Here is a 22,408-nt window from a genome sequence, read left to right as displayed (position 1 = left end):
CCCCCCAGGCCGGAGATGAGATCGTCCGGGACCGCCCGTTACGCGACGCGCGCCAGGCTTGAAAGCATTGACGTGTTCAGACACCCCGCACGATCCGAGCACGTGGGCTCAGGCTGCCCGTGTAGGGCAGGTCAGAGCTGTGAAAACCGGCTCACATTGCGGACCTGGTGGCGGTCAGGCCGACCTGGTCGTACACCAGGATGACCTGGGCGAAGTGGGTCATGAGGCTTTCCTGCTGCATGGCCAACTGCAGAAGCAGACCGACATCGCCGGTGCCGGTGCCGATGGCTCGGGAAGCGGCTCCACGATGCAGGCTGCAGCATCCTTGAAGACGGCCGGCTTCTCACTCGGCGGCGAGCTGGAGACCACCGTGTCCGTGTGGACCTCTCAGGTGAAAACGGTCCTGCAGGCATGCGCCCACATCTCGAACCACCTGGACTACTCCAAGAAGGCGCACGCCGCGGACGACGAGGCCATCGCGGCCTCGCTCCGTAACCGCGACGGCTCGGCCGTGTCCGTCTCCCGTATCGACGAGTACCTCAAGTAGGGAGCACGGCATGGACTACTCGGACCTCATGGCACTGGACCTCACGAAGCTGGGATCCGCCGTTCAGGACTGGAAGCGCACGGCCGACGCTCTGCAGAGCCTGGGGGGACAGGCGCGCGACGGAGCAAAGGCCAAGGCCGAGAAGGCCCGCTGGGAAGGCGTGAACGCCGGTGTGACCCGCGCCTTCGTCGGCAAGACGGTCAAGGAGATAGAGGACCTTCACACGGAGGCCAAGAGCATCTTCAGCGTCCTCCAGGACGCCCACTCCGAACTGGTGGCCATCCAGCAGCAGGCGAAGAACGTGACCGCCGACGCCAAGGAGGCGGGCTTCAACGTCCGTGTGGGGCAAGGCGGAGCGGTGACGATCGAGGATGCCCTGGTCTGCGAGGTGGACGGTCCCGGCCAGCGCAAGCAGGACCTCATGCGCTGGTACGCCGACACCCTGAGCGGAGTGGTGAGCCACGCGGCCGAGGTCGATGCCGCCGCCGTACGCGCTTTGCGCGGCAGCCACGGCGCGGATCCGCACAACGCCGGCCATGCGACATACACCTCCCTCGACCAGGAGATGCTCCCGCGAGCACTGAAACTGGCCGGGCTCGGCGAGGAGGCCAACGCCAAACAGCGGAAGGAGCTGCAGCGGCTCTGGCAGTCGCTCGGGCCCGAAGCCCGGGCCCAGCTCTGGACCCAGCACCGGGACGACCTCCTTGCAGCCGGACTGCTCCGCCCTCAGGTCAAGCAGGTCTCCGCGGACGACGGCGCTGGACCGTACGACGTCGAATCGCCAGGAATATCGGACTACTGGAAAGAGATCCAGGCCAACGGCATCTCGAACTCCGGCGACTTCATGGGCAAGACCGACGCGGCCCGACACATGGATCACTACCTCAACGGCAGCGGCAAGACGCTCGATCTGGACGTCGACCGCATGCTGGCTGACGACCCGGCGCTCCGGGACGAGGTGGCACGAATCCGGGCCACAGAGCAGGACGAGTGGCGGCAGCAGGCACTGGAAGCCTTCGAGAAGTCAGGCGGCAAGCCTGTCGCCATACCCGTGGAATCCAGTAGTACGGGATACGAGCACGAAAAGGGGCCGGACGGTACGAACAACTGGTACCTGGCCGTAGGCAGCGGCATGACCAACACGACCGGGGTGGTCACCGCCGTCCCCGGACCCGATGGGAAACCGCAGGTCAGCATCGACTATCAGGTCAATGTGTGGGACCGCTACAACTGGGACGAAACCAAGGCCACGCCAATCGGACCGACCACCGTCACCGATGCCGACATGGCCCGCATGCACACGACGGGACTGGCGAGGGAGTTCGACATGCGAGGAAGCAGCTCGGTACAGCGACACGATCTGTCGGCAGGAGGGTCCTGGCCCGCGCCCGAGGACACCGGGCGGAGCGGCACCCGCACGGACATCGGCCGGAATTCGGCCGCCCGGTGATCCGCGCACGACGCCCGGGCCGCGCCCCGGCGCTCGCAGTGGCAACGGTGCTGCTCGGCGCGCTCGCCGCCGGATGCTCCGGGGCTTCCGGCGGTAGCGGTAGGGAAGGCGGCCGCTCCGCAGACCAGGGGACGTCCGACTGGGTCGAGGGAGCCACCGCCGAGTCCATCGCCCGGACCCTGCACGTGGAAGTCCCCTCGACAGCGACTCAAACCGCGGCGGCGCACCGCAGGGGGTTCCAGGACGACGGATTGATCCTGTCCTTCGTCCTGCCTGCGGAAGCTGTGGAGCCCTTCCTCACCCAGCTGAAGCCGGAGCGGCCTCTCAGACTGCGCGAGCAGCCCTTCGCCGCCGAGGCGACACCGGCCACGCCGTTCGCACGCCTGGGGCTGCCGGAACCGGATTCGCTTCCCGAGGTCAGGGAGGGGCAGGTGTGCGCTCCCTGCAAGGGCGACCTGAACTGGCTCAAGGTCGCGGTGGCACAGATCGACGAACGGAGCAGCCGTGTCTACCTGAGAGGGGCCGACTGACGCCCGTAGGAATCCACGGTGCGGCTGACGTCCAAGCGTCCGAGGAGACCGCGACGGCCATGCCCACCGAGGGCGCGGCCGTCTTCGCGTCCCCGGGCACAGACAGGGCCAAAGCCACCCCGGGACGCGAAGCGGACGCCCAGAGGAGCTTCGGCAACACCCCCGCCGTCCCGACAGAGGCCCCACGCACACGACATCGCCGAAATGTGCAGGCCACAGGGCCCGAGATGGAAGTGACCGAGCCGCACGCAAATCGGTGCGACCGCGAGCAGCCTGATCCGCTAGGCTGTCAGCGGTCAGACGGCTACCGGGCGTGTGCCCGGGAAAGCGTCCGCGAGGACGCCGCCCCACGTGCAGACGTACGCCAAGCTGACCAGGACGTTTGTCAGCCCGCGTCGACCTGCCCCACCGGGGGTTTCCGACACGGTGCGCGACAAGCCCCCGCCTTCGTAGCTCAGGGGATAGAGCACGGCTCTCCTAAAGCCGGTGTCGCAGGTTCGAATCCTGCCGAGGGCACACTCCGAGGACCTCCGGCCGGAAATGGCTGGAGGTCCTTCGTCGCTCTGTGGTTACATGGCGCCCGTGTCGCGTGACGCCGCCTACTGAGATGTGGGCCGGGCGGTGGTTGGGCAGGCACCTGTTCTCGAAGGACCGGGCCCATGGGCATCTACGCCACCGGCTACGGGTGATCTCCCTCGGTTTTGCCGCTGCCATCGCACGCACACACCGTGAGGACATTCACACTCCGTGTCATTTTCTTTCAATCAGACCGTCATTGATGAGTTCAGGGCCAACGCCGGCCGCGTCGGCGGCCCCTTCGAAGGCTCCGAGCTGATCCTGCTCACCACCACCGGAGCCAGGTCCGGGAAGCCCCACACCGTGCCGCTCGGGTTCCTGCGCGACGGAGGCGACGCCGGGGGGCTGCTCGTCGTGGGGTCCGCGGCCGGGGCCGACCGGCATCCCGCCTGGTACCACAATCTGCTCGCGCGCCCCCTCGTACAGGTGGAGACCGGGGCCGAGGAGTACGAGGCCGTCGCCGTGCCCGCCGAAGGGGCGCGGCGCGACGAGCTGTTCGCGCGCGTCGTGCGCGAGGAGCCCGGGTACGGGGAGTACCAGGCGCGCACCCGGCGGGTGATCCCCGTGGTGGTGCTCCAGCGGACGCACGAGGCGGCCTCGGGCGAGGGCGGGATCGCCGGGAAGCTGCTCGACGTGCACGGGTGGCTGCGCGCGCAGCTGGCCCTCGTACGGGAGCTCGTACGGGAACGGGCGCGCGAGGAGCCGCGCGGTGGCGGGGCGCTGCCGCTCGGGCTCCAACTGCGCCAGCACTGCCTGGCGTTCTGCCACTCGCTGGAGTTCCACCACAAGAGCGAGGACGCCGGCCTCTTCCCGTACCTGGAGCAACAACACCCACACATGCGGGAGTTCTTCCGCAGGCTCGACACCGAGCACCGCGCCATCGCACGGCTCCAGCAGGAACTGGTGCAGGCGCTGGACGGGCCGGGCGGTGCGGGATTCGGTGAGCGGGTGGAGCGGCTCAGCCGGGAGCTGGAGGCTCATCTCGACGCCGAGGAGGCGCAGTTGCTCCCCGTCCTGCGGGCTCTGGAAGCGTGACGCGGGCCTCGGCGCCGCCCTCCTCCCGGTTGCGGAAGGCGAGGGTGGCGCCGAGGGTCCGCGCCTGCCCCACGGCGATGGTCAGGCCCAGCCCGTGCCCCTTGTTCGTGCCCTCCGTACGGAACCGCTGAGGGCCGGTGGTGAGGAGGTACTCCGGATAGCCGGGGCCCGCGTCGGTGACGGTCAGGGTCCGGCCGTCGACGGTGACCGTGACCGGGGCCGCGCCGTGACTGTGCGCGTTGGTCACGAGGTTGCCCAGGATCCGCTCCAGGCGGCGGCGGTCCGTCTCCACCTGCGGGGAGGAGACCACCTCCAGGACCGTGTCGGTGCCGGAGGCCCGGATCGTGCGCGCCGCCAGATCGGCCAGCTCGTACCAGTCCAGCTCCACGCGCTCGCTGCGCGTGTCCAGCCGGGAGATCTCCAACAGGTCCTCGGTCAGCGCGCGCATCGCCTGTACGCGGTCCCGTACGAGCTCGGCCGGACGGCCCGGGGGTAGCAGTTCGGCGGCCGCGATCAGGCCGGTCAGGGGGGTGCGGAGCTCGTGGGCGACGTCCGCCGTGAACCGCTGTTCCGCTTCGAGCTTGCGCTGGAGGGACGAGGCCATGGTGTCCAGGGCGCGGGAGACCGCCGCCACCTCGTCCTGGTGCCGCGCGTTGTCGTCGACCCGCGCGTCCAGGTCTCCCGCGGTGATCCGGCGGGCCACCTGCGCGGTCAGGTGCAGCCTCCGCGTGATGCGGGTGACGCCGAACGCACCGATGAGGAGGGTGACGCCGATGGCCAGTCCGGAAGAGCCGAGGATGGCCCGGTCCAGTTCCGCGATGGTCCGCTCGCCGGCGCGGAAGTCCACGGACACGGCTATCGCGGTGCCCTCCTCGGCGGGCGCGGCCGCCCACATGGCGGCGCGGCCGCGGTGCTCGCCGAGCGCCGTGCCGCGTTTGCCGTCGACGGCCCGTGCGCGCAGCTCGGGGGGCAGGCCGACCGGGTCGATGCCCTCGCCCCGGGGCAGGCGCGCACCGGTCTCGTAGGCCCTGATGGTCCGTTCCAGCTTCGTCTGCGCCTTCTCGCGGGCGGTGGCGACGGTCTGGTGGGTCATGGCGCGGTGCACGAGGACGCCGAGGAGGGCCGCCAGCCCGCAGCACATGAGGGTGATGAAGACCGCGGCCTTCCAGATGAGGGTGGAGGTCCAGGCGGGCAGCCGCGGGCGCGGCGGCCGCGCTCTCATCGGCGGGGCTCCGCCGGGGCGCCGGTGCCGGTGCCGATGTCGGTGACGGTGACGATGGCGGTGACGGAGTGCATGGCGGTGCTGGAGGACATGTCTGTGCCCGTGCCCGTGCCCATGGTGCTGCGCTGGATGTCGTTCATGGTCCCCGTTCACCGTTCCCCCGGTGAGCTCACGGTAGTGCGCCCGTTTCGGCGGGTGGTCGGCGGGATCGCGCCGGATCACTCCTTCATCAGCGCCGGCCGTGCCTGGTGTCGAAGTGCGCGACGAGCACGGAGACCCCCTGCTCACCCGGGGTGACCCCCTCGGTCCACCAGCCGGGGGTGTCCGCGTCGGTGTCGGCGTCCGGCACGCCGAGCTCGCCGGAGACCGGGTCCACCGCGAGGTCGACCATCCGCTGCGCGTCCACGCCCGCCGCGTCGATCTTCATGCCCGTCGGCCTCGACCTGGGCGGTGCTGCCGACCTCGGGGTCCGGCGGCAGCTTCGTCCCGCCGGCGCAGGCCGCGAGGCTCCCGGAGACCGCGACGGCGAGGACGACGGCCGCCACGGCACGGCGGACGGAGGCGCGACGGCCCGGGGCGCGGCGGCGGACCGGGGCGCGGCGGCGGACCGAGGCGCGGCGGACGGGGGTGATGGTGCCGGTCATGGCGTGCGTACTCCGTGCGGGCATGCGGCGGGCGGGACGGCCATGACGCTACGGGGGCCATATGCGGGTGTTCCGTCGGTGATGTAACGGTTCTCCGGCCACCACCCGGCGAACGGGCTCCGACGGAACACGCCCTCCCGGCCGAAACCGGAAGGGCTACGTCCAGCGACGGGTCGACTCGGTCAGCTCAGGCCACTGGTGCGTTCGCCGATGCGGTCACCCTGTGGGGTGCCGGCCCGCTTGAGCGCGGCCTTCGTGTGCAGCCCGCCCTTGACCTTGCTCCGCACCGGACCGTCGAAGCCGTGACTCGGCGTGCGCGGCGGCTGCGCCTGCTCCTGCGCCTTCGCGATGGCCGTCCGGACGTCGCGCTTCTGCTCTTTGTTCATCCCGTCGTCAACTCCCTCGGGAAGCACCCAATCGGACTACTGGGATCGTATGCATATATACCGACCAACGCACCCGGACCGGCACGTAAAGAATTCCGGTCCGGATCACCGACGCGGCGGAGCAGGCAGCTTCGGCTGCCCCAGCGTCTGGTGGACCAGGTCGTCCGGGCAGGGCGTTCCCCGGGGCAGCTGGTACTTCGCCGCCACCCGGTACTCTCCCGGCGCGGGCGCCAGCAGCTCCGTCCACACGTCGCCGGAGGCGTCCGGCGCCGCCTTGAAGAGGCACCCGGCGGTGTTCGCGTACTCCTTGCGGAGCGCGCCGCCCTCCCCGCTCCCGCCCCGCGCCTTCGACGCGAAGGTCTCCTGCGGCGGCGGTACGGGCTTCCCCGCCCCGTCGACGAGCCCCAGCCACGGGGAGTGCGGGATCCGCACCAGCACCCGGCCGGGCTTCTTCACGTCGATGACCAGGCGGTCGGCGCTCGCCCGCACCACGGTCGCCGGTCCGGCCACCAGATCCGTCGGCTCGTGGACCTTGAACAGCTGCCAGTTCGCGTCGCCCCACACCTGCTGGAGGTACGGGAGCCCCTCGCGCACGAGCTTCGCCTCGTCCTCCCCGCCCGAGTCGGGTTTGTCGGCCGGCAGCACCACGTAGTGCACGGCCCAGCGCTCCAGCCAGGCCCGGTAGCTGTCGGCGGTGAGGGTGTCGTCGTAGAAGAGCGGGTTGCGCTCCAGATCGGCCTGCCGGTTCCAGCCGCGCGCGAGGTTCACGTACGAGGGGAAGGCGGAGGACTCGCGGTGGCTGCTGGCGGGGACCACCTCGACGCGGCCGCGGTCGGCGCCCGCCTTCTGCAGCCGGTCGACGAGCGGGGCCAGCTCACGGTTCCACGCGGCCACGGGGGTGGTGCGGACGATGTCCGTGATGCTGTTGGCGGTGATCCAGGCGTTCAGCCCGACGAAGGCGAGCAGCACCCCGTACCAGCGCCGCGAGCGCGGGAGCTCGTACGCGAGGGCCGCGAGCAGCACGGCCCCGCCGAAGAGCATCACCATGCGGGTGACGTTCGAGCCGACCTGGGAGTCGATCACCCAGGTCAGGAAGACGCCGAGGGCGTAGACGGCGGAGGCGATCCGGACCGTCTTCCACCGCTTCGGCACGAGGAACAGGATCAGCAGCGCGAACACGAACGGCAGCCCGGCCGAGCCGATCTTCATCGGCTGCGTCCCGGAGAACGGGAAGAGCCAGGCCGACAGTCCGACCACGGCCACCGGGGCCAGCCCCAGCGCGTACGCGCCCGGGCGCCGCCCGCTCAGGAACAGCGCGGCCGCGATCACCCCGAGGAACAGGCCCGCGACGGGGCTGGCGGCGGTCGCGAGCCCGGCCAGCGGGGCCGCCACCACGGCCTTGGCCCAGCGCCGCCGCGCCCATTTGCGGGGCCAGCAGAAGACCGCCGCGACCGCGCCGAGCGCGAACATCGCACCGAGACCGAAGGTGACGCGGCCCGACAGGGCGTTGCAGAGCAGCCCGTACACCCCGGCCAGGGCGGGCCACAGCGGCTCGCGCACGGCCCCGCGGCAGCGGGTGAGGATCAGCGCGAGCAGCCCGGCCGACACGGTGCCCGCGATCATCATCGTGGTCCGGACGCCGAGCATGTGCATGAGGTACGGCGAGACCACGCTGTACGAGACGGGGTGCATGCCGCCGTACCAGGCGAGGTTGTACGCCGAGTCGGGATGGCGGCCCACGAACTCGGCCCACGCGTCCTGCGCGGCGAGGTCTCCGCCGCTGTTGGCGAAGCTGAAGAACCAGACGACGTGCAGGACGGCGGCGAGCGCGGTGGCGACGGCCACGGGGTGGCGCCGGGCCCCGTCGAGGGCCGCGCGGACCAGGCCGGCGCGGGCGGTGCCGCTCGGCCGCAAGCCGCCGGCGGCAGGGGTGCCGTCGGGGGCGGCGCCGGGGCCGGCAGTGGCGCCGGAGCCGGCGGACGGCGCGAGTACGCCCGGGCCGGCGGACTGCTCGGGTACCCCGGAGTCCGTGCCCTCGCTCTCGCCCACGCCCTCGGCACCCCCGCCGTCGGCCGGCGGGATGGCGTCCCGACGCCGGCCCTGCTGCTCAGCAGTGGTCACTGCCGCTCTCCCCAACACATGAGTCCACACCCGCACACGTCCCGGGTGCCAAGACGCGCCCCGGCGCCCCGGGGTTGCCCGGGGCGCCGGATCCACGCTCTCACCGGATGTCAGCCGACGCGCGTCAGCTTGCTGCCGATGCCCGGCGCCGCCAGGTCGCTCTGCAGGGCCACCGGCACCTTCACCTGGCTGGCGCCCTCGCCGACGGTCAGGAGGCCGACCTCGGTCCCGGCCGTCGCGGTCTGCGGCATCTTCGCGCCGCCGTCCGCGAGCTTGACGTCGACGGTCAGCGAGGCCCAGCCGACCGCCTGCACGTCGGCGGTGGCCACGACGGGCGTCCGGCCGCCGAGACCGTCGTCGACGTAGCCCACGACCTCGCCCTTCTTCACGACGGTCGCGCCGTCGAGGACCTTCTGGGTCTCGAGCATCAGCTGCTTGCTCGCGGCGAGCACGCTGTCGATGATCGGCGCCTTGTGCTGGCCGAGGACGGCTCCGACGATCAGCTGGTTGGTCTTGCCGACCTTCTTCTGGGCGGCGAAGAGGAGGTTTCCGCCCGCCTTGGTCGTCGTACCGGTCTTGATGCCGAGCGCGCCGGTGGGTCCGGTCAGCCCGTTCCAGTTCCGCCAGTTCTTGCCGGACGGGTCCACCCAGCTGGTCTTCTTCGTGATGTCCAGCAGCGCTTCCATCTCGACCAGCTTCAGGCCCAGCTTCACCTGGTCCTCGGCGGTGCTGACCGTGGTCGCGTCCAGACCCGAGGGGTCCGTGTACGTGGTGTTGGTCATGCCGAGTTCCTTGGCGGTGTCGTTCATCTTCTTGACGAACGCCTCCTGGGAACCGGAGTCCCAGCGCGCGAGCAGCCGCGCGATGTTGTTGGCCGACGGGATCATGAGGGCGGCGATCGCGTCGTACTCCGAGATCTTCTCGCCCTCCTTGACCGTGTCGAGGGTGGACTCGTTGTCGGTCGAGTTGTTCTTCTTGCCCTCGGTCTCGGCCGTCTTGTCGACGTCGATCATCGCGCCCTGCTCACCCTTCTTCATGGGGTGGTCGCGCAGGATGATGTACGCCGTCATCGACTTGGTGACGCTCGCGATCGGCACGGGCTTCTGCTCGCCGGACTGGCCGAGCGTGCCGAGGCCGGCGGCGGCCATGTAGGCCTGGCCCTCGGCGGGCCAGGGCAGCTGGGGCTTCGAGCCGTCGAAGGTGTACGAGGACTTCGCGGTCATCACGAGCTTCGGCTCGGGCAGCGGGCGCACCAGCTGCACGACGGCCAGGATGATCGCCACGAGCACGACGAGCGGGGCGTAGATCTTGAACCGCCGGACGGCGGTGCGCATCGGGCTCGGCGGCGGAGGCGGGTTGTTCGTGAGGTCCGCCAGCATGTCGAGCGGCGGCTTGGGCGGCAGCGGCTGCTGGGTGGTCCGCTCGGACCGGTCCACGGCGGCGGGCAGCTTCGGCCGCTGCCGGACCTCGGGCGCCGGCGCGGGGCTCTCCGGACGCAGCGGCACGAAGGTGCTGCCCTTGGGCGCCTCGGCGGCGGGCTCGGCCTGGGCGGGCTCGGCCTGGGCCGGGGCGAACCTGGCTTCGGCCGGCTTGGCCAGGGTCGGCTTCGGGGCGGCGGGCTTGGCGGCAGCGGGCTTCGGAGTCTCCGCCTTGACCGTGTCCACCTTCGGGACCCGGAAGACGGCCGTGCGCTCGCTGTCGGCGGACTCCTTGACGGCGGGCGCGGGCTTCGGCTCGTCCTCGGCCGGAACCGCCGGGGCGGAACCAGGACCGGAAACGGAATCCGATCCGGCACGCGGTCCGGCGACAGATCCGGACCGGGCCCCGGATCCGGATCCGGCATCCAGCTTCACGGCCCGGAACACCGCCGTGCGCTCGCTGTCCGCGGGCTCCTCGACGGCGGGCGCGGGCTTCGACTTCTCGGCAGCCGGAGCGGGAGCGGCATCCAGCTTCGGCGCCCGGAACACGGCGGTGCGCTCGCTGTCCGCAGACCCTTCGGGGGTGGGCGCAGGCTCGGGCTCGGGCGTGGGCTTCTCCGCGGCGGCATCCAGCTTCACCGCACGGAAGACAGCGGTGCGCTCGCTGTCCACGGCCTCCGGCTTCCCCACGGCCGAACCAGAACCAGAAGCGAAAGCGGAAGCGGAATCCGAAGCAGGAGCGGAACCAGAACCGGAAGCCGATTCCGGCTCCTCGGAACGGGCGTCCGGAGCGGCCTCGCGCTTCGGCGCGGGAGCCGGCTCGTCGGCCTCGGGCTCCTCCGCCGGAGCCTCGGCATCCGCGTCCGGATCCGCAGCCGGATCCGCGGCGGCACCTTCCACCGCATCCGCGGCCGATTCCACCCGTTCGGAGGTCTCCGCGGGTGCGTCGGCCTTGGCGACCCACGCCGCCACCGCCTCGCGCAGCGGATCCCGCTCACCCTCGTTTCCGGCCACGGGCTCAGGCTCGTGTACAGGCTCGGGCTCAGCCTCGGGCTCGGGCTCGGGCTCAGCAGCGTGCTCGGCATCCGCCTCGGCCTCCGCCACCGCCTCGGCCTCCGCCGCCATCTCGACGTCCGCCGCCTCGGCCTCGGCCTCGCCGGCGCGAGCGTCCCGGTCCTTCGGATCCCTCGGCCGGAACACCGACAGCCTCGGATCACGCTCCGCGGACGACTCCGCCGCCCCCGGCGCTCCTGCATCTACCGACTTGTCGGGGGACTCGCCCGCCACCGTTCCTCCTCCATCGCCGCCACGTCCGGCTGTCCGAATGTCTAACAGTGTCCCGTCTCGGGGGCATCGCCCACGTGCTAGACGAGAACGACATAGTTGCGGGTTCCCCCACAAAGCGGCCACGCGCTCTCGACAGATGAATGTGAGAGGCGTCACCCTGTCACTCATCCACGCGGGGAGGCATGGATGGGCAGGAGCCGCAGAACAATTCCGGAGGAGCTTCTGCTGCTCGCCTTGGACCCGGCCACGGGTACCACGGCGCAGCCGCAGTCGCTCGACCTCGGCCTGGCCGGGGCACAGCTAGTGGAGCTGGCTCTGGCAGGACGGATAGCCCCTGATGGGGATCGTATCGCCGTGGTGATGCCACGGCCGACAGGAGATCCGACACTGGACTCCGCACTGGAACTGCTGCGCAGGCGCGGCAGCCCGGTACGGGCCGTCCACTGGATCGGCGGACCCCGACTGGGGCTCCGTCAGATTTACCTCGCTCATCTGGAGCGCTGCGGCATGGTCCATGCCGTCGCGGGACAGATGTGCGGTGTGTTGCCGACAACTCGCTACCAGGCGACGGACACGGAGATCAGCCGGGAGATCCGAGCCCGGCTCGACAGTGCGATCCGCACCGGCGTACCGCCGGACCCGCGGACCGCGGCGCTTGCCGCACTGGCCCACGCGGTCGGACTCGGCAAGCACCTGTACCCCGGCAACGAGGGGCGGTCGTCCAGGTCCCGGCTGCGGGACCTGATCCGGCACGACCCGATGGGCGGACTCGTGGCGCATGCCGTGATGGACGTCCAGAACGGTGTGGCCGCACAGCCGCGCCGTGACCGCGCACCGGCACCACCTGCCCGGGCCACGGCGAGCAGCGTCCCGCTGCAGCCGCGCCGGACGGGTGCGATGGCCCGCGCGGCCGCGCACTGATACACCGGTTACAACCAGTTCGGGTCCACGGATCCATCTGAGTTCCATCGCAACGCCATCGCCGTGACCGACGTCCGCAAAGACCCGGTTCGGGAGCCGCCAGCGCGCGGGGTGGCGGGGCCGGTTCGCCGACCCCGCCGCCCCGCGCGTCTGTGTTTTCCCTGCCGTTCCCCAGCGGCGGCGCCCGCTTCGGTGGCAGTCTGCTCGACATCAGACACGCAGAGAGACCGCTGCACGACAGAAGAAGGCGGAGGTGCCGTTCCCGTGGCGTCCAATGTCAATCCCACCGTCCGACGCCGCCGACTGGGTATGGAGTTGCGCAAGCTCCGCGAGGACAAGGGCATGACGGCCGAACAGGTCGCCGAACGCCTCCTCGTCTCCCAGTCGAAGATCAGCCGGCTGGAGAACGGCCGCCGGTCCATCAGCCAGCGCGACGTCCGCGACCTGTGCGACGTGTACGAGGTCGAGGACCGCCGGCTCATCGACTCGCTCATGCAGATGGCCAAGGATTCCCGCCAGCAGGGCTGGTGGCACGCCTTCGGAGACATCCCGTACAGCGTGTACATCGGCCTGGAGACGGACGCCGCCAGCCTGCGCACGTACGAACCCCTGGTGATCCCGGGTCTGCTCCAGACCACGGAATACGCCCAGTCCCTGGTCCGCGGTGCCTGGCCGGAGACCGCCCCGGCCGACGTGGACAAGCGGGTCCAGGTCCGGATGCACCGCCAGAAGCGGCTCTCCGAGACCGACAACAACAACCCGGAGCTCGGCCCGCTGCGCCTGTGGGCGGTCATCGACGAGGCCGCGCTGCGCCGGCGGGTGGGCGACGCCCAGCTCATGACCCGGCAGCTGGAGTACTTGATAGAGCAGTCCGAGCAGCCTCACGTCACCGTGCAGGTGATGCCCTTCTCGCTGGGCGCCCATCCCGGGGTCAACGGCCAGTACGCGATCCTGGAGTTCCCGGACGCGTCCGACTCGACGGTCGTCTACATCGAGGGCGTGACGAGCGACCTGTACCTGGAAAAGGCGAACGACGTGCAGAAGTACAGCGTGATGTACGAACACCTGCGCGCCCAGGCCCTCAACGTCGACCAGACCCGGCAATTCATCTCCGGGATCATCGACGAATATGCCGACAAGCGCGAATAGGGCAAATGGGGCGAAGGTGCCGTGACGTGCCGGGTGAGTGGCGAAGGGGTCGGTACGGTACACCGTCACTCCCCGGCCACATAAGGCCTGAATGGAATATGCCACTCGGTCGGGTGAACGCTTCCTTCACCTATCAGGAGCTGCGGGTAGCGTCGATCAGGTCAGCCGGAAATGGCCGACGCGACACCGGAACTACTCGCTCACCGGAGAGAAACATGGCTATTCGTCAGGGCGCCACGGTCAACTGGGTCAAGTCCTCCTACTCTGCCAACGGCGCCTGCGTCGAGGTCAAGTCCCCCGTCATGGAGGCCATCGCCGTCCGCGACTCGAAGGTGCAGGACGGTCCGTCCCTCACCTTCGCACCCGGCTCCTGGACCTCCTTCGTCGCCGACGTCACCGAGGGTCGGCTGGGACGCCTCGCCTGAAGATCACGGCGCGTCCCATCCGATCCGCTCTCACCGGCAGCAGCAGCGCTGCCCACCGCATGTGCACCACTGACTGGAGCCCTCTCGACCGGTCCGCCGTCTTGGCCGAGGGGGCTCGGCCATGACCGCGTACGGACGCTCGTACGGGCACACGCACGGCACGGTCACGTACGGCGCGGACACGCGCACCGCACGGGCACACGGCGACCGGCGCGGGCAACCCGGCCACCGGCGCGGACGCGGCCGGCGTCACGGCCGGCGTCCCGGTCAGCGCAGCTGGTCGACGTACCGGTCCGTCCCCGGCACCGTGGGGATGAACGGCGCCACCAGCTCCACCCGCCCCAGCCCCGCCCCGGCGACCTCCGCGTCCAGTCCCCGGAAGCGGTCCCAGCACTCCCGCGGGTCGGCCTCGAGGAACCACAGCAGCGTCAGCCGGGTGTCGACCCCCTCGACCTGCTTGACGTACGTCATCCGGTCGCCGGGCAGCGGGGTCGGCCGGAAGACCGTCACCATCGCGGCCGGGGAGCCGTGCAGCCGCTCCGGGAGGGCGCGCGAGCGCAGCCACTCCAGCAGCTCGGCCCGCTGCTCGGGCCCGTCGGCGTCGACGACCTGGACCACGAGGCCGGCGTACGGGTGGTCGAGGGCGTGGAAGTCCCGCGGGCCGGCGGCGCCGTCGCGGTAGACGGTGGCCGCGTGGTCCTGGAAGGCCGTGAAGACGTGGGTGCGGTCCTGGTAGACCCGTCCGTCGCGGTTCAGGCGCTTGTTGATGCCGACGGTCCACTTCATGTGCTCGTCGTAGCGGCCCTCGGTGACCCAGTACGTCGATATGTAGCAGCCCGCGGTGACGGGCTGGGCGACGGCCGACTTCTCGGGGTAGCGCAGCTCCTGGAGCTCGCGGGTGGCGACCCAGCGGCGGCCCGCGTACATCCAGGGCATGGCCATGGCGCCGGCGTAGTAGTGGTCGTCCTCGTACCAGCGGTTGTACGCGAACTCGTGGCCCGGGTGCGGTTCCACCATGGTGATCAGCGCGTGGCCGGGGCGGACGCCGTAGGGGCCGACGGACGCGAGGGCGGCGTAGTCGTCGGCGCGGGTCTCCTGCTGCGGTTCCTGCTCTCCTGTCGTCATGGGAACGGTCTAGCTGATGCAGCGTCAGATGGGGAGAGGTCCGTCCGCCACCTGATATATGCATGCCGTCTGCAACTTTCTCTGGCTACGATGCGCGCACCCGTCTCCGGAGGAGCGCTCATGTCTGCTACCGCCGTGCCCGCCAACGCCGTTGACCCTGCCACCGCGGCCGTGCCCGCCGTTGCCGTCGGGCCCGCATCGCCGCCGCCCGCGTTCGCCGCCCGCGCCGCCTCGGTCGAGGGTTCCCCCGTACGCGAGATCCTCGCGCTCACCGAACGCCCCGGGATCGTCTCCTTCGCCGGCGGCCTCCCCGCACCCGAGCTCTTCGACACCGAGGGCCTGCGGGCCGCGTACGACGCCGCCTTCGCGGTGTCGGCGCGGCGCGCGCTCCAGTACTCGACCACCGAGGGCGCGCCGGAACTCCGCGCGGCCGTGGCCGCCCGCGCCGCGGCGCGCGGCCTGCCGACCGACGCGGACGACCTCGTCATCACCTCGGGCTCCCAGCAGGCCCTCACCCTCATCACCACCGCCCTGGTCGAACCCGGTGACGTGGTGCTGGTCGAGAACCCCATCTATCTGGCGGCGCTCCAGTGCTTCAGGCTGGCGGGGGCGCGGGTGGTGGCCGTCCCCTGCGACAGGGAGGGCATCCTCCCCGAGGCCCTCGCGGAGCTCGTCGCACAGGCACGCCCGAAGCTGCTCTACACCGTCCCCACCTTCCAGAACCCGACGGGACGCACCCTGCCGGCCGCCCGGCGGGCGGCGGTGGCCCGGATCGCGGAGCGCCTCGGGCTGTGGCTGGTGGAGGACGACCCGTACGGCGAGCTGCGCTACGAGGGCGCGGACGTCCCGTGGCTGGCGGCACATCCGGGAGCGGAGGACCGTACGGCCCTGCTCGGCAGCTTCTCGAAGGTCATGGCGCCGGGGCTGCGGCTGGGCTGGCTCCGTGCCCCGGCGTCGCTGCGCCGGGCCGCGGTGGTCGCGAAGCAGGCGGCGGACCTCCACACCTCCACGGTGGACCAGCTGGCCGCGGCGCACTACCTGGCGGCGGTGGACCTGGACGCCCACATCGCCACGGTCCGCGCGGCGTACCGCGAACGGCGCGACGCCCTGCAAGGCGCCCTGAGCCGGACCCTCCCGGCGGACTGCGAGTGGAACCTCCCCGAGGGCGGCATGTTCGTCTGGGCCCGCCTGTCCGAGGACCACGACGCGGCCGACCTGCTCAAGACGGCCGTCACGCACGGCGTCGCCTTCGTCCCGGGAGCCCCCTTCCACGCAACCGCCCCGGACCCCCGCACCCTCCGCCTCTCCTTCACGACCCACACGCCAGCGGAGATCACGGAGGGCGTGGCCCGCCTGGGTCACGCGCTGACGGAGTACGGCGGCCGGTGAGCCCCAGCCCGTCGCCCGGCCGGCGGGAGCCTGTTGCTTTTGCAATGGACACTCCCGGCAGGTGACGGAGGCTACCTGCCGTTCAACGTGCTGACCTGAGCATAAATGTGCCACACCGTCAGCCGTCGTGGACTCCGCACACCTGTCTCGATATGTGCGCTGCTGAACAGTAAATTTGGACCACCCCACCGCACCATGCGAAGGTGCGTTCGATCGGGGCGAATGGGGTGGGGGTCCGGGTGGGGTTCGACGAGGAGTGGGGTCGGCTGCGGGCCGATGCCGTGGAGCGGCGCGCGGCGGCGAAGCCGTCGGCCGAGTCCGCCGTCGGGTCGGTGGAGGCCGATCCGGTGGCGGAAGCCCGGGAGGCGGTGCTGGAGCGGCTGGCGGACTTCCGCAGCCGGGTGCTCCTCGTGCCGTTGGACGCGCGGGGCGGCCTGTGGACGGCCGAGTTCGGCGGGCTGGACTGGATCTGCGTCTTCTCCGACGAGGAGGCGTTGGGCCGGTTCGCCGAGGCCAGGGGCCAGGGCAACCGCGAGTGGACGTACCGGCGCGTGTTCGGCGCGCGGCTCCTCGACGGGATCGTGCCGGCGCTGGACTTCCCGTGCGGGGTCGCGTGGAACGCGGCGGGGCCGGACGGCATGCTGCTCCCGCCGGTGCGGGGGATCGTCCCGGACACGGCGGCCCTCGACGGGGAGGCGGCCGCGTGAGCGGGGACGGAGCGGACCTCGACGTCTCGAAGCAGGCGTTGGGTCAGATCGCCAAGGGGATCACGGACAGCCTGGCCGAGTTGAAGGAACTCGGGTCGGTGGGCACGGCGAGCATGGGCGGCGGCTTCGCCGAACTGGGGCTCAGCGGGCTGGAGACCGGGCACGCGGGCCTGACGTCCACGCTGGGCACGTTCTGCGAGCGCTGGGGCTGGGGCGTCCGCTCGCTGGTGCAGCAGGGGAACGCGTTCGCCAAGAACGTGGGGCTGTCGGCGGGCCTGGTGCACGAACAGGAGCAGTACATCCAGGGGAGCTTCAAGGTCGTGACGAACGCGGCGCTCGGCAATCCGTACGCCTCCGAGAAGGAAATCATCGACAAGGACTGGGGCGAGGTCCTCTCCGACAACCCGATCACCCAGATACGGGACGCGGACTACAGCCCCGAGTCCTTCGACGAGGCCACGAAGAACGGCAACGAGGCCTGGAAGACGGCCGTCCGGGACGTCAACAGCTCGGACATCCTCCTGTCCAACCAGCTCCTCGACGCCGTCGGCCTGCGCGACGACATGGACGGCGTGGTGGACGGCCTGGTCGGCCCCGCACCCGAGCCGCAGCCGGGTGGGGAGGGCTGATGACGGACTGGGGCGGCCTGGTCGACAAGGGACTCGACAAGATCGGGGAGGGTGTCGACTCGGCGAAGAAGGTCATCGGTCACGGGGTGGACCGGGCCACCGACGAGGTCGGTGGCGCACTCGACCGGGTCGGCGCGCACGACTGGGCCGACAAGGTCGAGGACTTCGGCGACGGCGTCGCCTCCAGCCTCGGGGCCTCGGTACGGGAGCAGGAGCTCGGTCAGAGCGAGCAGGCGAACGAGCTGGTCCACGGCAAGTCGTCGGCGATCCGGGCGTCCGCCAAGCACTTCACCGACTTCCAGGCGGCCTTCGAGCGGGTCGGCCAGGGCATGAAGGCCCTCGACTCGGACCGGTGGAAGGGGCAGGCCGCCGACGCGTTCCGCGAGAAGTTCGCGATGCACCCCACCGACTGGCTGCGCGCCTCCGACGCGTGCGAGTCGGCGAGCGGCGCGCTCACCCGGTACGCGGAGACGGTGGAGTGGGCGCAGAAGCAGGCGGGCGAGGCGATCGCGCTCCACAAGGCGGCGGTGAAGGCGACGAAGGACGCCCACGACGCACATGTCGCCAAGGAGGACGCCTTCAAGGCGGCGTCGAAGGCCGGCCGCGATCCGGGCCCGGTGCCGGTGGAGGGCGCCGACCCGGGTGAGGCCACGCGCAAGCGGGCCAAGGAGATCCTCGACGAGGCCCGCAGACAGCGCAACGAGGCCGCCGCGACGGCCGAGCGCGCCCTGCAGGCCGCCATGGAGCACGCCCCGGCCGAACCCCCGGCGAAGGACCGGCTGCTGGCCGGGCTGGTCGACTACGCGGGCTCGGAGGCGGTCGAGTTCACCCACCTCGCGGGCGGCGTGGCCAAGGGCGCGGCGGGAACGCTGAACTTCGCCCGCGGCCTGAACCCGTTCGACCCGTACAACCTGACGCACCCGGCCGATTTCCAGCAGAACTTCACCATGACGCTGGCCGGCCTCGTCTCCACCGCGTCCCACCCCGAACGCATCCCCGGCCCGATGATCGACAGCTACATGGCGGACCCCAGCGAGTTCAAGGGCCGTCTCCTTCCCGACCTCATCGGCTCGAAGGGCCTGCCCACCCTCCGAGCCGGGGTCCGGTTCGCCGAGGAGGCGGCGAGTAGGAGCGCCGCGCGGGCGGCCGCGAAAGCCGAAGCCGAGGCCGCGGCCCGCCGCAAGGCGGGCCTGAAGTGCAACGGCGACCCTGTCGACGTCGCGACGGGCCGGATGGTCCTGCCGCAGACGGACCTCGTCCTCCCGGGCTCGCTTCCGCTCGTGTTCACCCGCACCTTCGAGTCCTCGTACCGCGCGGGCCGCTGGTTCGGCCCGTCGTGGGCGTCGACGGTCGACCAGCGACTCGAGATCGACGAGGAAGGCGTGATCCTCGTACGCGAGGACGGCAGCCTGCTCGCCTACCCGCACCCGGCGCCCGGAAGTCCCGTACTCCCCGACCACGGTCAGCGCTGGCCGCTCGTCCTCGACGCGGACGGCGGATACACGGTCACCGACCCCGAGTCCGGACACGTCCGCCACTTCACGGACGAGGGACTCCTCAGCCAGCTCGACGACCGGGGCGGCGCCTGGATCGCCTTCGCGTACGACGAGACGGGCGCGCCGACCGCCCTGTCCCACAGCGGCGGCTACGAGCTGCGCCTCAGCTCGTCGGAAGGCCGAATAACCGGCTTCGCCCTCGCCGACGGCACCGAAGTGCTCCGCTACGCGTACACGGACGGCCACCTCACCCACGTCACCAACTCCTCTGGCCGCCCCCTCCGGTTCGGCTACGACGAACTCGGCCGGATCACCTCCTGGACCGACACCAACGACCGCCACTTCGACTACGTCTACGACGAACAGCACCGCTGCACCGCCCAGTCCGGCACCAACGGCCACCTCGACGTCCGCTTCACCTACGGGGACGGCTTCACCACCTACACCGACTCCCACGGCCACGCCACCCGGTACCTGGTCGACGACCGCGCCCGGATCACGGCCGAGATCGACCCGACGGGCGCGACGACCCGGTTCACCCACGACGCGTACGACCGCCTGCTGACCCGCACCGACCCGCTCGGCCACACGACCCGCTACGTCTACGACGAGCAGGGCCGGCTCACCACGGTGGTCCGCCCCGACGGCCGCGAGGTACGGGCCGAGTACGACCCCCTGGGCCTGCCGGTCACGGTGATCCGGCCGGACGGCCGGGTGACCCGCGCGACGTACGACGCCCGCGGCAACCGCACCTCCGCCACCGCCCCGCACGGGGCGACGAACCGCTTCACCTACGACACCCGCGGCCACCTCGCCTCGGTGACGGACCCCCTGGGTGCGGTCACCACGGTCCGCTGCGACCCGGTCGGCCTGCCCGTCGAGATCACCGACCCGCTGGGCGCGACGACCACATACGCGCGCGACGCCTTCGGCCGCCCGGCCGCCGTCACCGACCCCCTCGGGCACACCACCCGCCTCACGTGGAGCGTGGAGGGCCGCCTGCTCCACCGGGAGACCGCCGACGGCAGCACGGAGTCCTGGACGTACGACGGCGAGGGCAACTGCACCACGCACACCGACCCGATGGGCGGGGTGACGCGCTCCGAGTACGGGGACTTCGACCTCCTCACGGCCCGCACGGGCCCGGACGGCGTCCGCTACACCTTCACCCACGACACCGAGCTGCGCCTGACCTCGGTCACCAACCCCCAGGGCCTGACCTGGACCTACACCTACGACTCGGTCGGCCGTCTCGCTTCCGAGACGGACTTCGACGGCCGCACCCTGACCTACGGGTACGACGCCGCGGGCCGCCTGGTCTCCCGTACGAACCCACTCGGCGCCACGACCACGTACGCGCACGACGCCCTCTCCCTCCTCCTGCGCAAGGAGACGGCGGACGGCATCACGTCCTACGAGTACGACGCCTTCGACGAGCTGGCCCGCGCCGTCTCACCGGACGGCACCACGCTGACCCTGCACCGGGACCAGTACGGCCGCGTCGTCTCGGAGACGGTCGACGGACGCACCCTCACCCACGCCTACGACGTCGCGGGCCGCCGGGCCGGCCGCACCACACCGGCCGGGGCCTTCTCCGAGTGGACGTACGACGCGGCCGGCCGCCGCAGCGCCCTCAGCGCCTCGGGCCGCACCCTGACCTTCGAGCGGGACGCCGCGGGCCGGGAGCTGACCCGCGCCATCGGCCCGGACCTGACCCTGGCCCACGTCTACGACCCGGTCGGACGTCTCACCGACCAGCACCTCGTCGGCCAGGACGGCCGCACCCTCCAGCGCCGCGGCTACAGCTACCGCGCGGACGGCGCCCTCACGGCGATCGACGACGCGCTCGCCGGTCCCCGCACCTTCACCCTGGACCCGGCAGCCCGGGTCACGGCGGTCGACGCCTCCAACTGGTCCGAGCGCTACGCCTACGACGGCGCCGGCAACCAGACCAGCGCCTCCTGGCCGTCCCGTCACCCGGGCGCGGAGGCCCGGGGCGACCGCGCGTACACCGGCACCCGCATCACCCGCGCCGGCTCGATCCGCTACGAACACGACGCCCTCGGCCGGGTCACCCTCCGCCAGAAGACCCGCCTCTCGCGCAAGCCGGACACCTGGCACTACGAATGGGACGCGCAGGACCGTCTGAGCGCGGTCACCACCCCGGACGGCACGCGCTGGCGCTACCGCTACGACGCCCTCTCCCGCCGCGCGGCCAAGCAGCGCCTCGCGCCCAGCGGCGAGGTGGTGGAGGAGGTCCTCTTCACGTGGGACGGCACCACGCTCTGCGAGCAGACGGAAGGCCCGGTCACCCTCACCTGGACCCACGACGGCCTGCACCCGCTCACCCAGGCGGAGCGCGTCCTCGGCACCACGGACGACCGCTTCTTCGCCATCGTCACGGACCTCATCGGCACCCCGCGCGAACTGGTCGACGAGGCGGGCGAGATCGCCTGGCGCGCCCGCTCCACCCTCTGGGGCTCCACCACGTGGACCCGCGACGCCGTGGCCTACACGCCACTCCGCTTCCCGGGCCAGTACTTCGACCCCGAGTCGGGCCTCCACCACAACTACTTCCGCACGTACGACCCCGAAACAGCCCGCTACCTCACCCCGGACCCCCTGGGCCTGGCCCCGGCCCCGAACCCGGCGACGTACGTCCACAACCCCCATACCTGGTCCGACTCCCTGGGTCTAAATCCCTGCGAAGAAGAACCATTCCCCATTTATCGGACTCCGAAGGCAGCGGACGCCCGGTATGAACTCGAGCACGGGCCGAATCCAGAGAACCATCGCCCAGGGGTTGACATCGGCGGCGGAGTCATATCGGACGGAAAGATCTATTTTGGTGAACATGGAGTAGCCGCCGAGTACGCGGGGCCCAACGGACTCAACTTCGCGAAGGGGATGGTTCAATACGACATGCACCCGTCGTTTCTCGATGAATTTTTCGAGTATGCAAAAGTCCATGACAGGAACGGCCCCAAAGGGGCAGTCAGGGTCGAGTTCGTCATCCCTTCAGACAAACTGGACAGATTTAACGAACTAACCCTGAATAAATCGTGGGTCAAAATTTTTGGAGATCCCTAATGAAACTGGTCAATCACCAGGAGATCGATGTCACCGTCACGGCCGTCGCCCCCGTTGGGTCACAGGTCGACGCCGCTGGCATCACCGGCTTCATCGACCAGGTCAAGCATCCGTCCTGGTGGTCACCAGACGCACCCCTCCCACAGATCGGCGACCACTTGCACGCCGTAGTCCTGGACGACTCCCGCACCCCTCCCCGGCTAAGCGCACTCCAGAAGGACATCGACATCGCACGCATGCTGCGCGAACGCGAATAGTGCG

At 71.0% G+C, this 22,408-nt stretch carries 19 protein-coding genes and 1 tRNA gene; 13 read left to right on the top strand and 7 right to left on the bottom strand.

Going from position 1 to position 22,408, the window contains the following annotated elements; all coding sequences use genetic code 11:
- The first annotated feature begins 139 nt into the window (after nt 1-139).
- From PV721_RS09910 to PV721_RS09890, 5 genes are all read left to right on the top strand, one after another.
- The gene (locus PV721_RS09910; protein WP_319722494.1) at nt 140-547 is read left to right on the top strand and encodes a hypothetical protein; all 408 of its coding nucleotides are present in this window, start codon (nt 140-142) and stop codon (nt 545-547) included.
- A gap of 10 nt (nt 548-557) precedes the next feature.
- Nucleotides 558-1,997, top strand: a complete 1,440-nt coding sequence (locus PV721_RS09905; RefSeq protein ID WP_319722493.1) for a hypothetical protein — start codon at nt 558-560, stop codon at nt 1,995-1,997.
- On the top strand, nt 1,994-2,527 hold the full coding sequence (locus tag PV721_RS09900) for a hypothetical protein (RefSeq protein ID WP_319722492.1): 534 nt from the start codon (nt 1,994-1,996) through the stop codon (nt 2,525-2,527). Before PV721_RS09905 ends, PV721_RS09900 begins: the two co-directional genes overlap by 4 nt.
- Before the next feature lie 443 nt (nt 2,528-2,970).
- Nucleotides 2,971-3,043, top strand: a tRNA-Arg gene (locus tag PV721_RS09895).
- A gap of 231 nt (nt 3,044-3,274) precedes the next feature.
- Nucleotides 3,275-4,138, top strand: coding sequence for a nitroreductase/quinone reductase family protein (locus tag PV721_RS09890; protein WP_319722491.1), 864 nt, complete (start codon nt 3,275-3,277; stop codon nt 4,136-4,138).
- Here the strand turns inward: PV721_RS09890 and PV721_RS09885 are convergent.
- From PV721_RS09885 to PV721_RS09860, 6 genes are all read right to left on the bottom strand, one after another.
- Nucleotides 4,062-5,360 carry a HAMP domain-containing sensor histidine kinase gene (locus tag PV721_RS09885; protein ID WP_319722490.1) on the bottom strand — a complete coding sequence of 433 codons (1,299 nt, stop codon included), beginning with the start codon at nt 5,358-5,360 and terminating at the stop codon, nt 4,062-4,064. The genes PV721_RS09890 and PV721_RS09885 overlap by 77 nt on opposite strands.
- Nucleotides 5,357-5,500 carry a hypothetical protein gene (locus tag PV721_RS09880; RefSeq protein ID WP_319722489.1) on the bottom strand — a complete coding sequence of 48 codons (144 nt, stop codon included), beginning with the start codon at nt 5,498-5,500 and terminating at the stop codon, nt 5,357-5,359. Before PV721_RS09880 ends, PV721_RS09885 begins: the two co-directional genes overlap by 4 nt.
- Nucleotides 5,501-5,589: 89 nt before the next feature.
- Complete coding sequence (locus PV721_RS09875) at nt 5,590-5,787, bottom strand: hypothetical protein (RefSeq protein WP_319722488.1); 198 nt, start codon at nt 5,785-5,787, stop codon at nt 5,590-5,592.
- Nucleotides 5,788-6,186: 399 nt separating this feature from the next.
- Nucleotides 6,187-6,390: a hypothetical protein gene (locus PV721_RS09870; protein ID WP_319722487.1), complete on the bottom strand. Its 204-nt coding sequence runs from the start codon at nt 6,388-6,390 to the stop codon at nt 6,187-6,189.
- Nucleotides 6,391-6,495: 105 nt separating this feature from the next.
- Nucleotides 6,496-8,511 (bottom strand): MFS transporter, encoded by a 2,016-nt coding sequence (locus PV721_RS09865; RefSeq protein WP_416371068.1) that lies wholly within the window; start codon nt 8,509-8,511, stop codon nt 6,496-6,498.
- 110 nt (nt 8,512-8,621) lie between these two features.
- The gene (locus PV721_RS09860; RefSeq protein ID WP_319722486.1) at nt 8,622-11,216 is read right to left on the bottom strand and encodes a D-alanyl-D-alanine carboxypeptidase; all 2,595 of its coding nucleotides are present in this window, start codon (nt 11,214-11,216) and stop codon (nt 8,622-8,624) included.
- 186 nt (nt 11,217-11,402) lie between these two features.
- Between PV721_RS09860 and PV721_RS09855 the strand changes: the two genes are divergently transcribed.
- The 3 genes from PV721_RS09855 to PV721_RS09845 all read left to right on the top strand — a co-directional run bounded on the left by PV721_RS09855 (nt 11,403) and on the right by PV721_RS09845 (nt 13,711).
- Nucleotides 11,403-12,137, top strand: a complete 735-nt coding sequence (locus tag PV721_RS09855) for a GOLPH3/VPS74 family protein (RefSeq protein ID WP_030390041.1) — start codon at nt 11,403-11,405, stop codon at nt 12,135-12,137.
- Between the two features lie 264 nt (nt 12,138-12,401).
- A complete protein-coding gene (locus PV721_RS09850) occupies nt 12,402-13,286 on the top strand; it encodes a helix-turn-helix transcriptional regulator (protein ID WP_319722485.1) in 885 nt (294 codons plus the stop codon).
- A 215-nt stretch (nt 13,287-13,501) separates the two neighbouring features.
- The gene (locus PV721_RS09845) at nt 13,502-13,711 is read left to right on the top strand and encodes a DUF397 domain-containing protein (protein WP_319722484.1); all 210 of its coding nucleotides are present in this window, start codon (nt 13,502-13,504) and stop codon (nt 13,709-13,711) included.
- A gap of 267 nt (nt 13,712-13,978) precedes the next feature.
- On the opposite strand, the gene PV721_RS09840 is transcribed toward PV721_RS09845, so the two are convergent.
- On the bottom strand, nt 13,979-14,836 hold the full coding sequence (locus PV721_RS09840; RefSeq protein WP_319722483.1) for a hypothetical protein: 858 nt from the start codon (nt 14,834-14,836) through the stop codon (nt 13,979-13,981).
- Between the two features lie 120 nt (nt 14,837-14,956).
- Between PV721_RS09840 and PV721_RS09835 the strand changes: the two genes are divergently transcribed.
- From PV721_RS09835 to PV721_RS09815, 5 genes are all read left to right on the top strand, one after another.
- Entirely contained in the window at nt 14,957-16,225 is a 1,269-nt protein-coding gene (locus tag PV721_RS09835) for a PLP-dependent aminotransferase family protein (protein WP_319722482.1), read from the top strand.
- A 203-nt stretch (nt 16,226-16,428) separates the two neighbouring features.
- On the top strand, nt 16,429-16,932 hold the full coding sequence (locus PV721_RS09830) for a hypothetical protein (RefSeq protein ID WP_319722481.1): 504 nt from the start codon (nt 16,429-16,431) through the stop codon (nt 16,930-16,932).
- Complete coding sequence (locus PV721_RS09825) at nt 16,929-17,561, top strand: hypothetical protein (RefSeq protein WP_319722480.1); 633 nt, start codon at nt 16,929-16,931, stop codon at nt 17,559-17,561. The genes PV721_RS09830 and PV721_RS09825 overlap by 4 nt, the downstream gene beginning before the upstream one ends.
- Complete coding sequence (locus PV721_RS09820) at nt 17,561-22,147, top strand: putative T7SS-secreted protein (protein WP_319722479.1); 4,587 nt, start codon at nt 17,561-17,563, stop codon at nt 22,145-22,147. Before PV721_RS09825 ends, PV721_RS09820 begins: the two co-directional genes overlap by 1 nt.
- Nucleotides 22,147-22,404 carry a hypothetical protein gene (locus tag PV721_RS09815; protein WP_319722478.1) on the top strand — a complete coding sequence of 86 codons (258 nt, stop codon included), beginning with the start codon at nt 22,147-22,149 and terminating at the stop codon, nt 22,402-22,404. Before PV721_RS09820 ends, PV721_RS09815 begins: the two co-directional genes overlap by 1 nt.
- The last annotated feature ends 4 nt before the right edge of the window (nt 22,405-22,408 follow it).

Origin of the sequence: Streptomyces sp. MB09-01, from assembly GCF_033794505.1 — a bacterium.
Taxonomy (GTDB): domain Bacteria; phylum Actinomycetota; class Actinomycetes; order Streptomycetales; family Streptomycetaceae; genus Streptomyces.
Note: the sequence above shows the minus strand (reverse complement) of the source record. Positions and strands in the feature narration are given on the sequence as shown.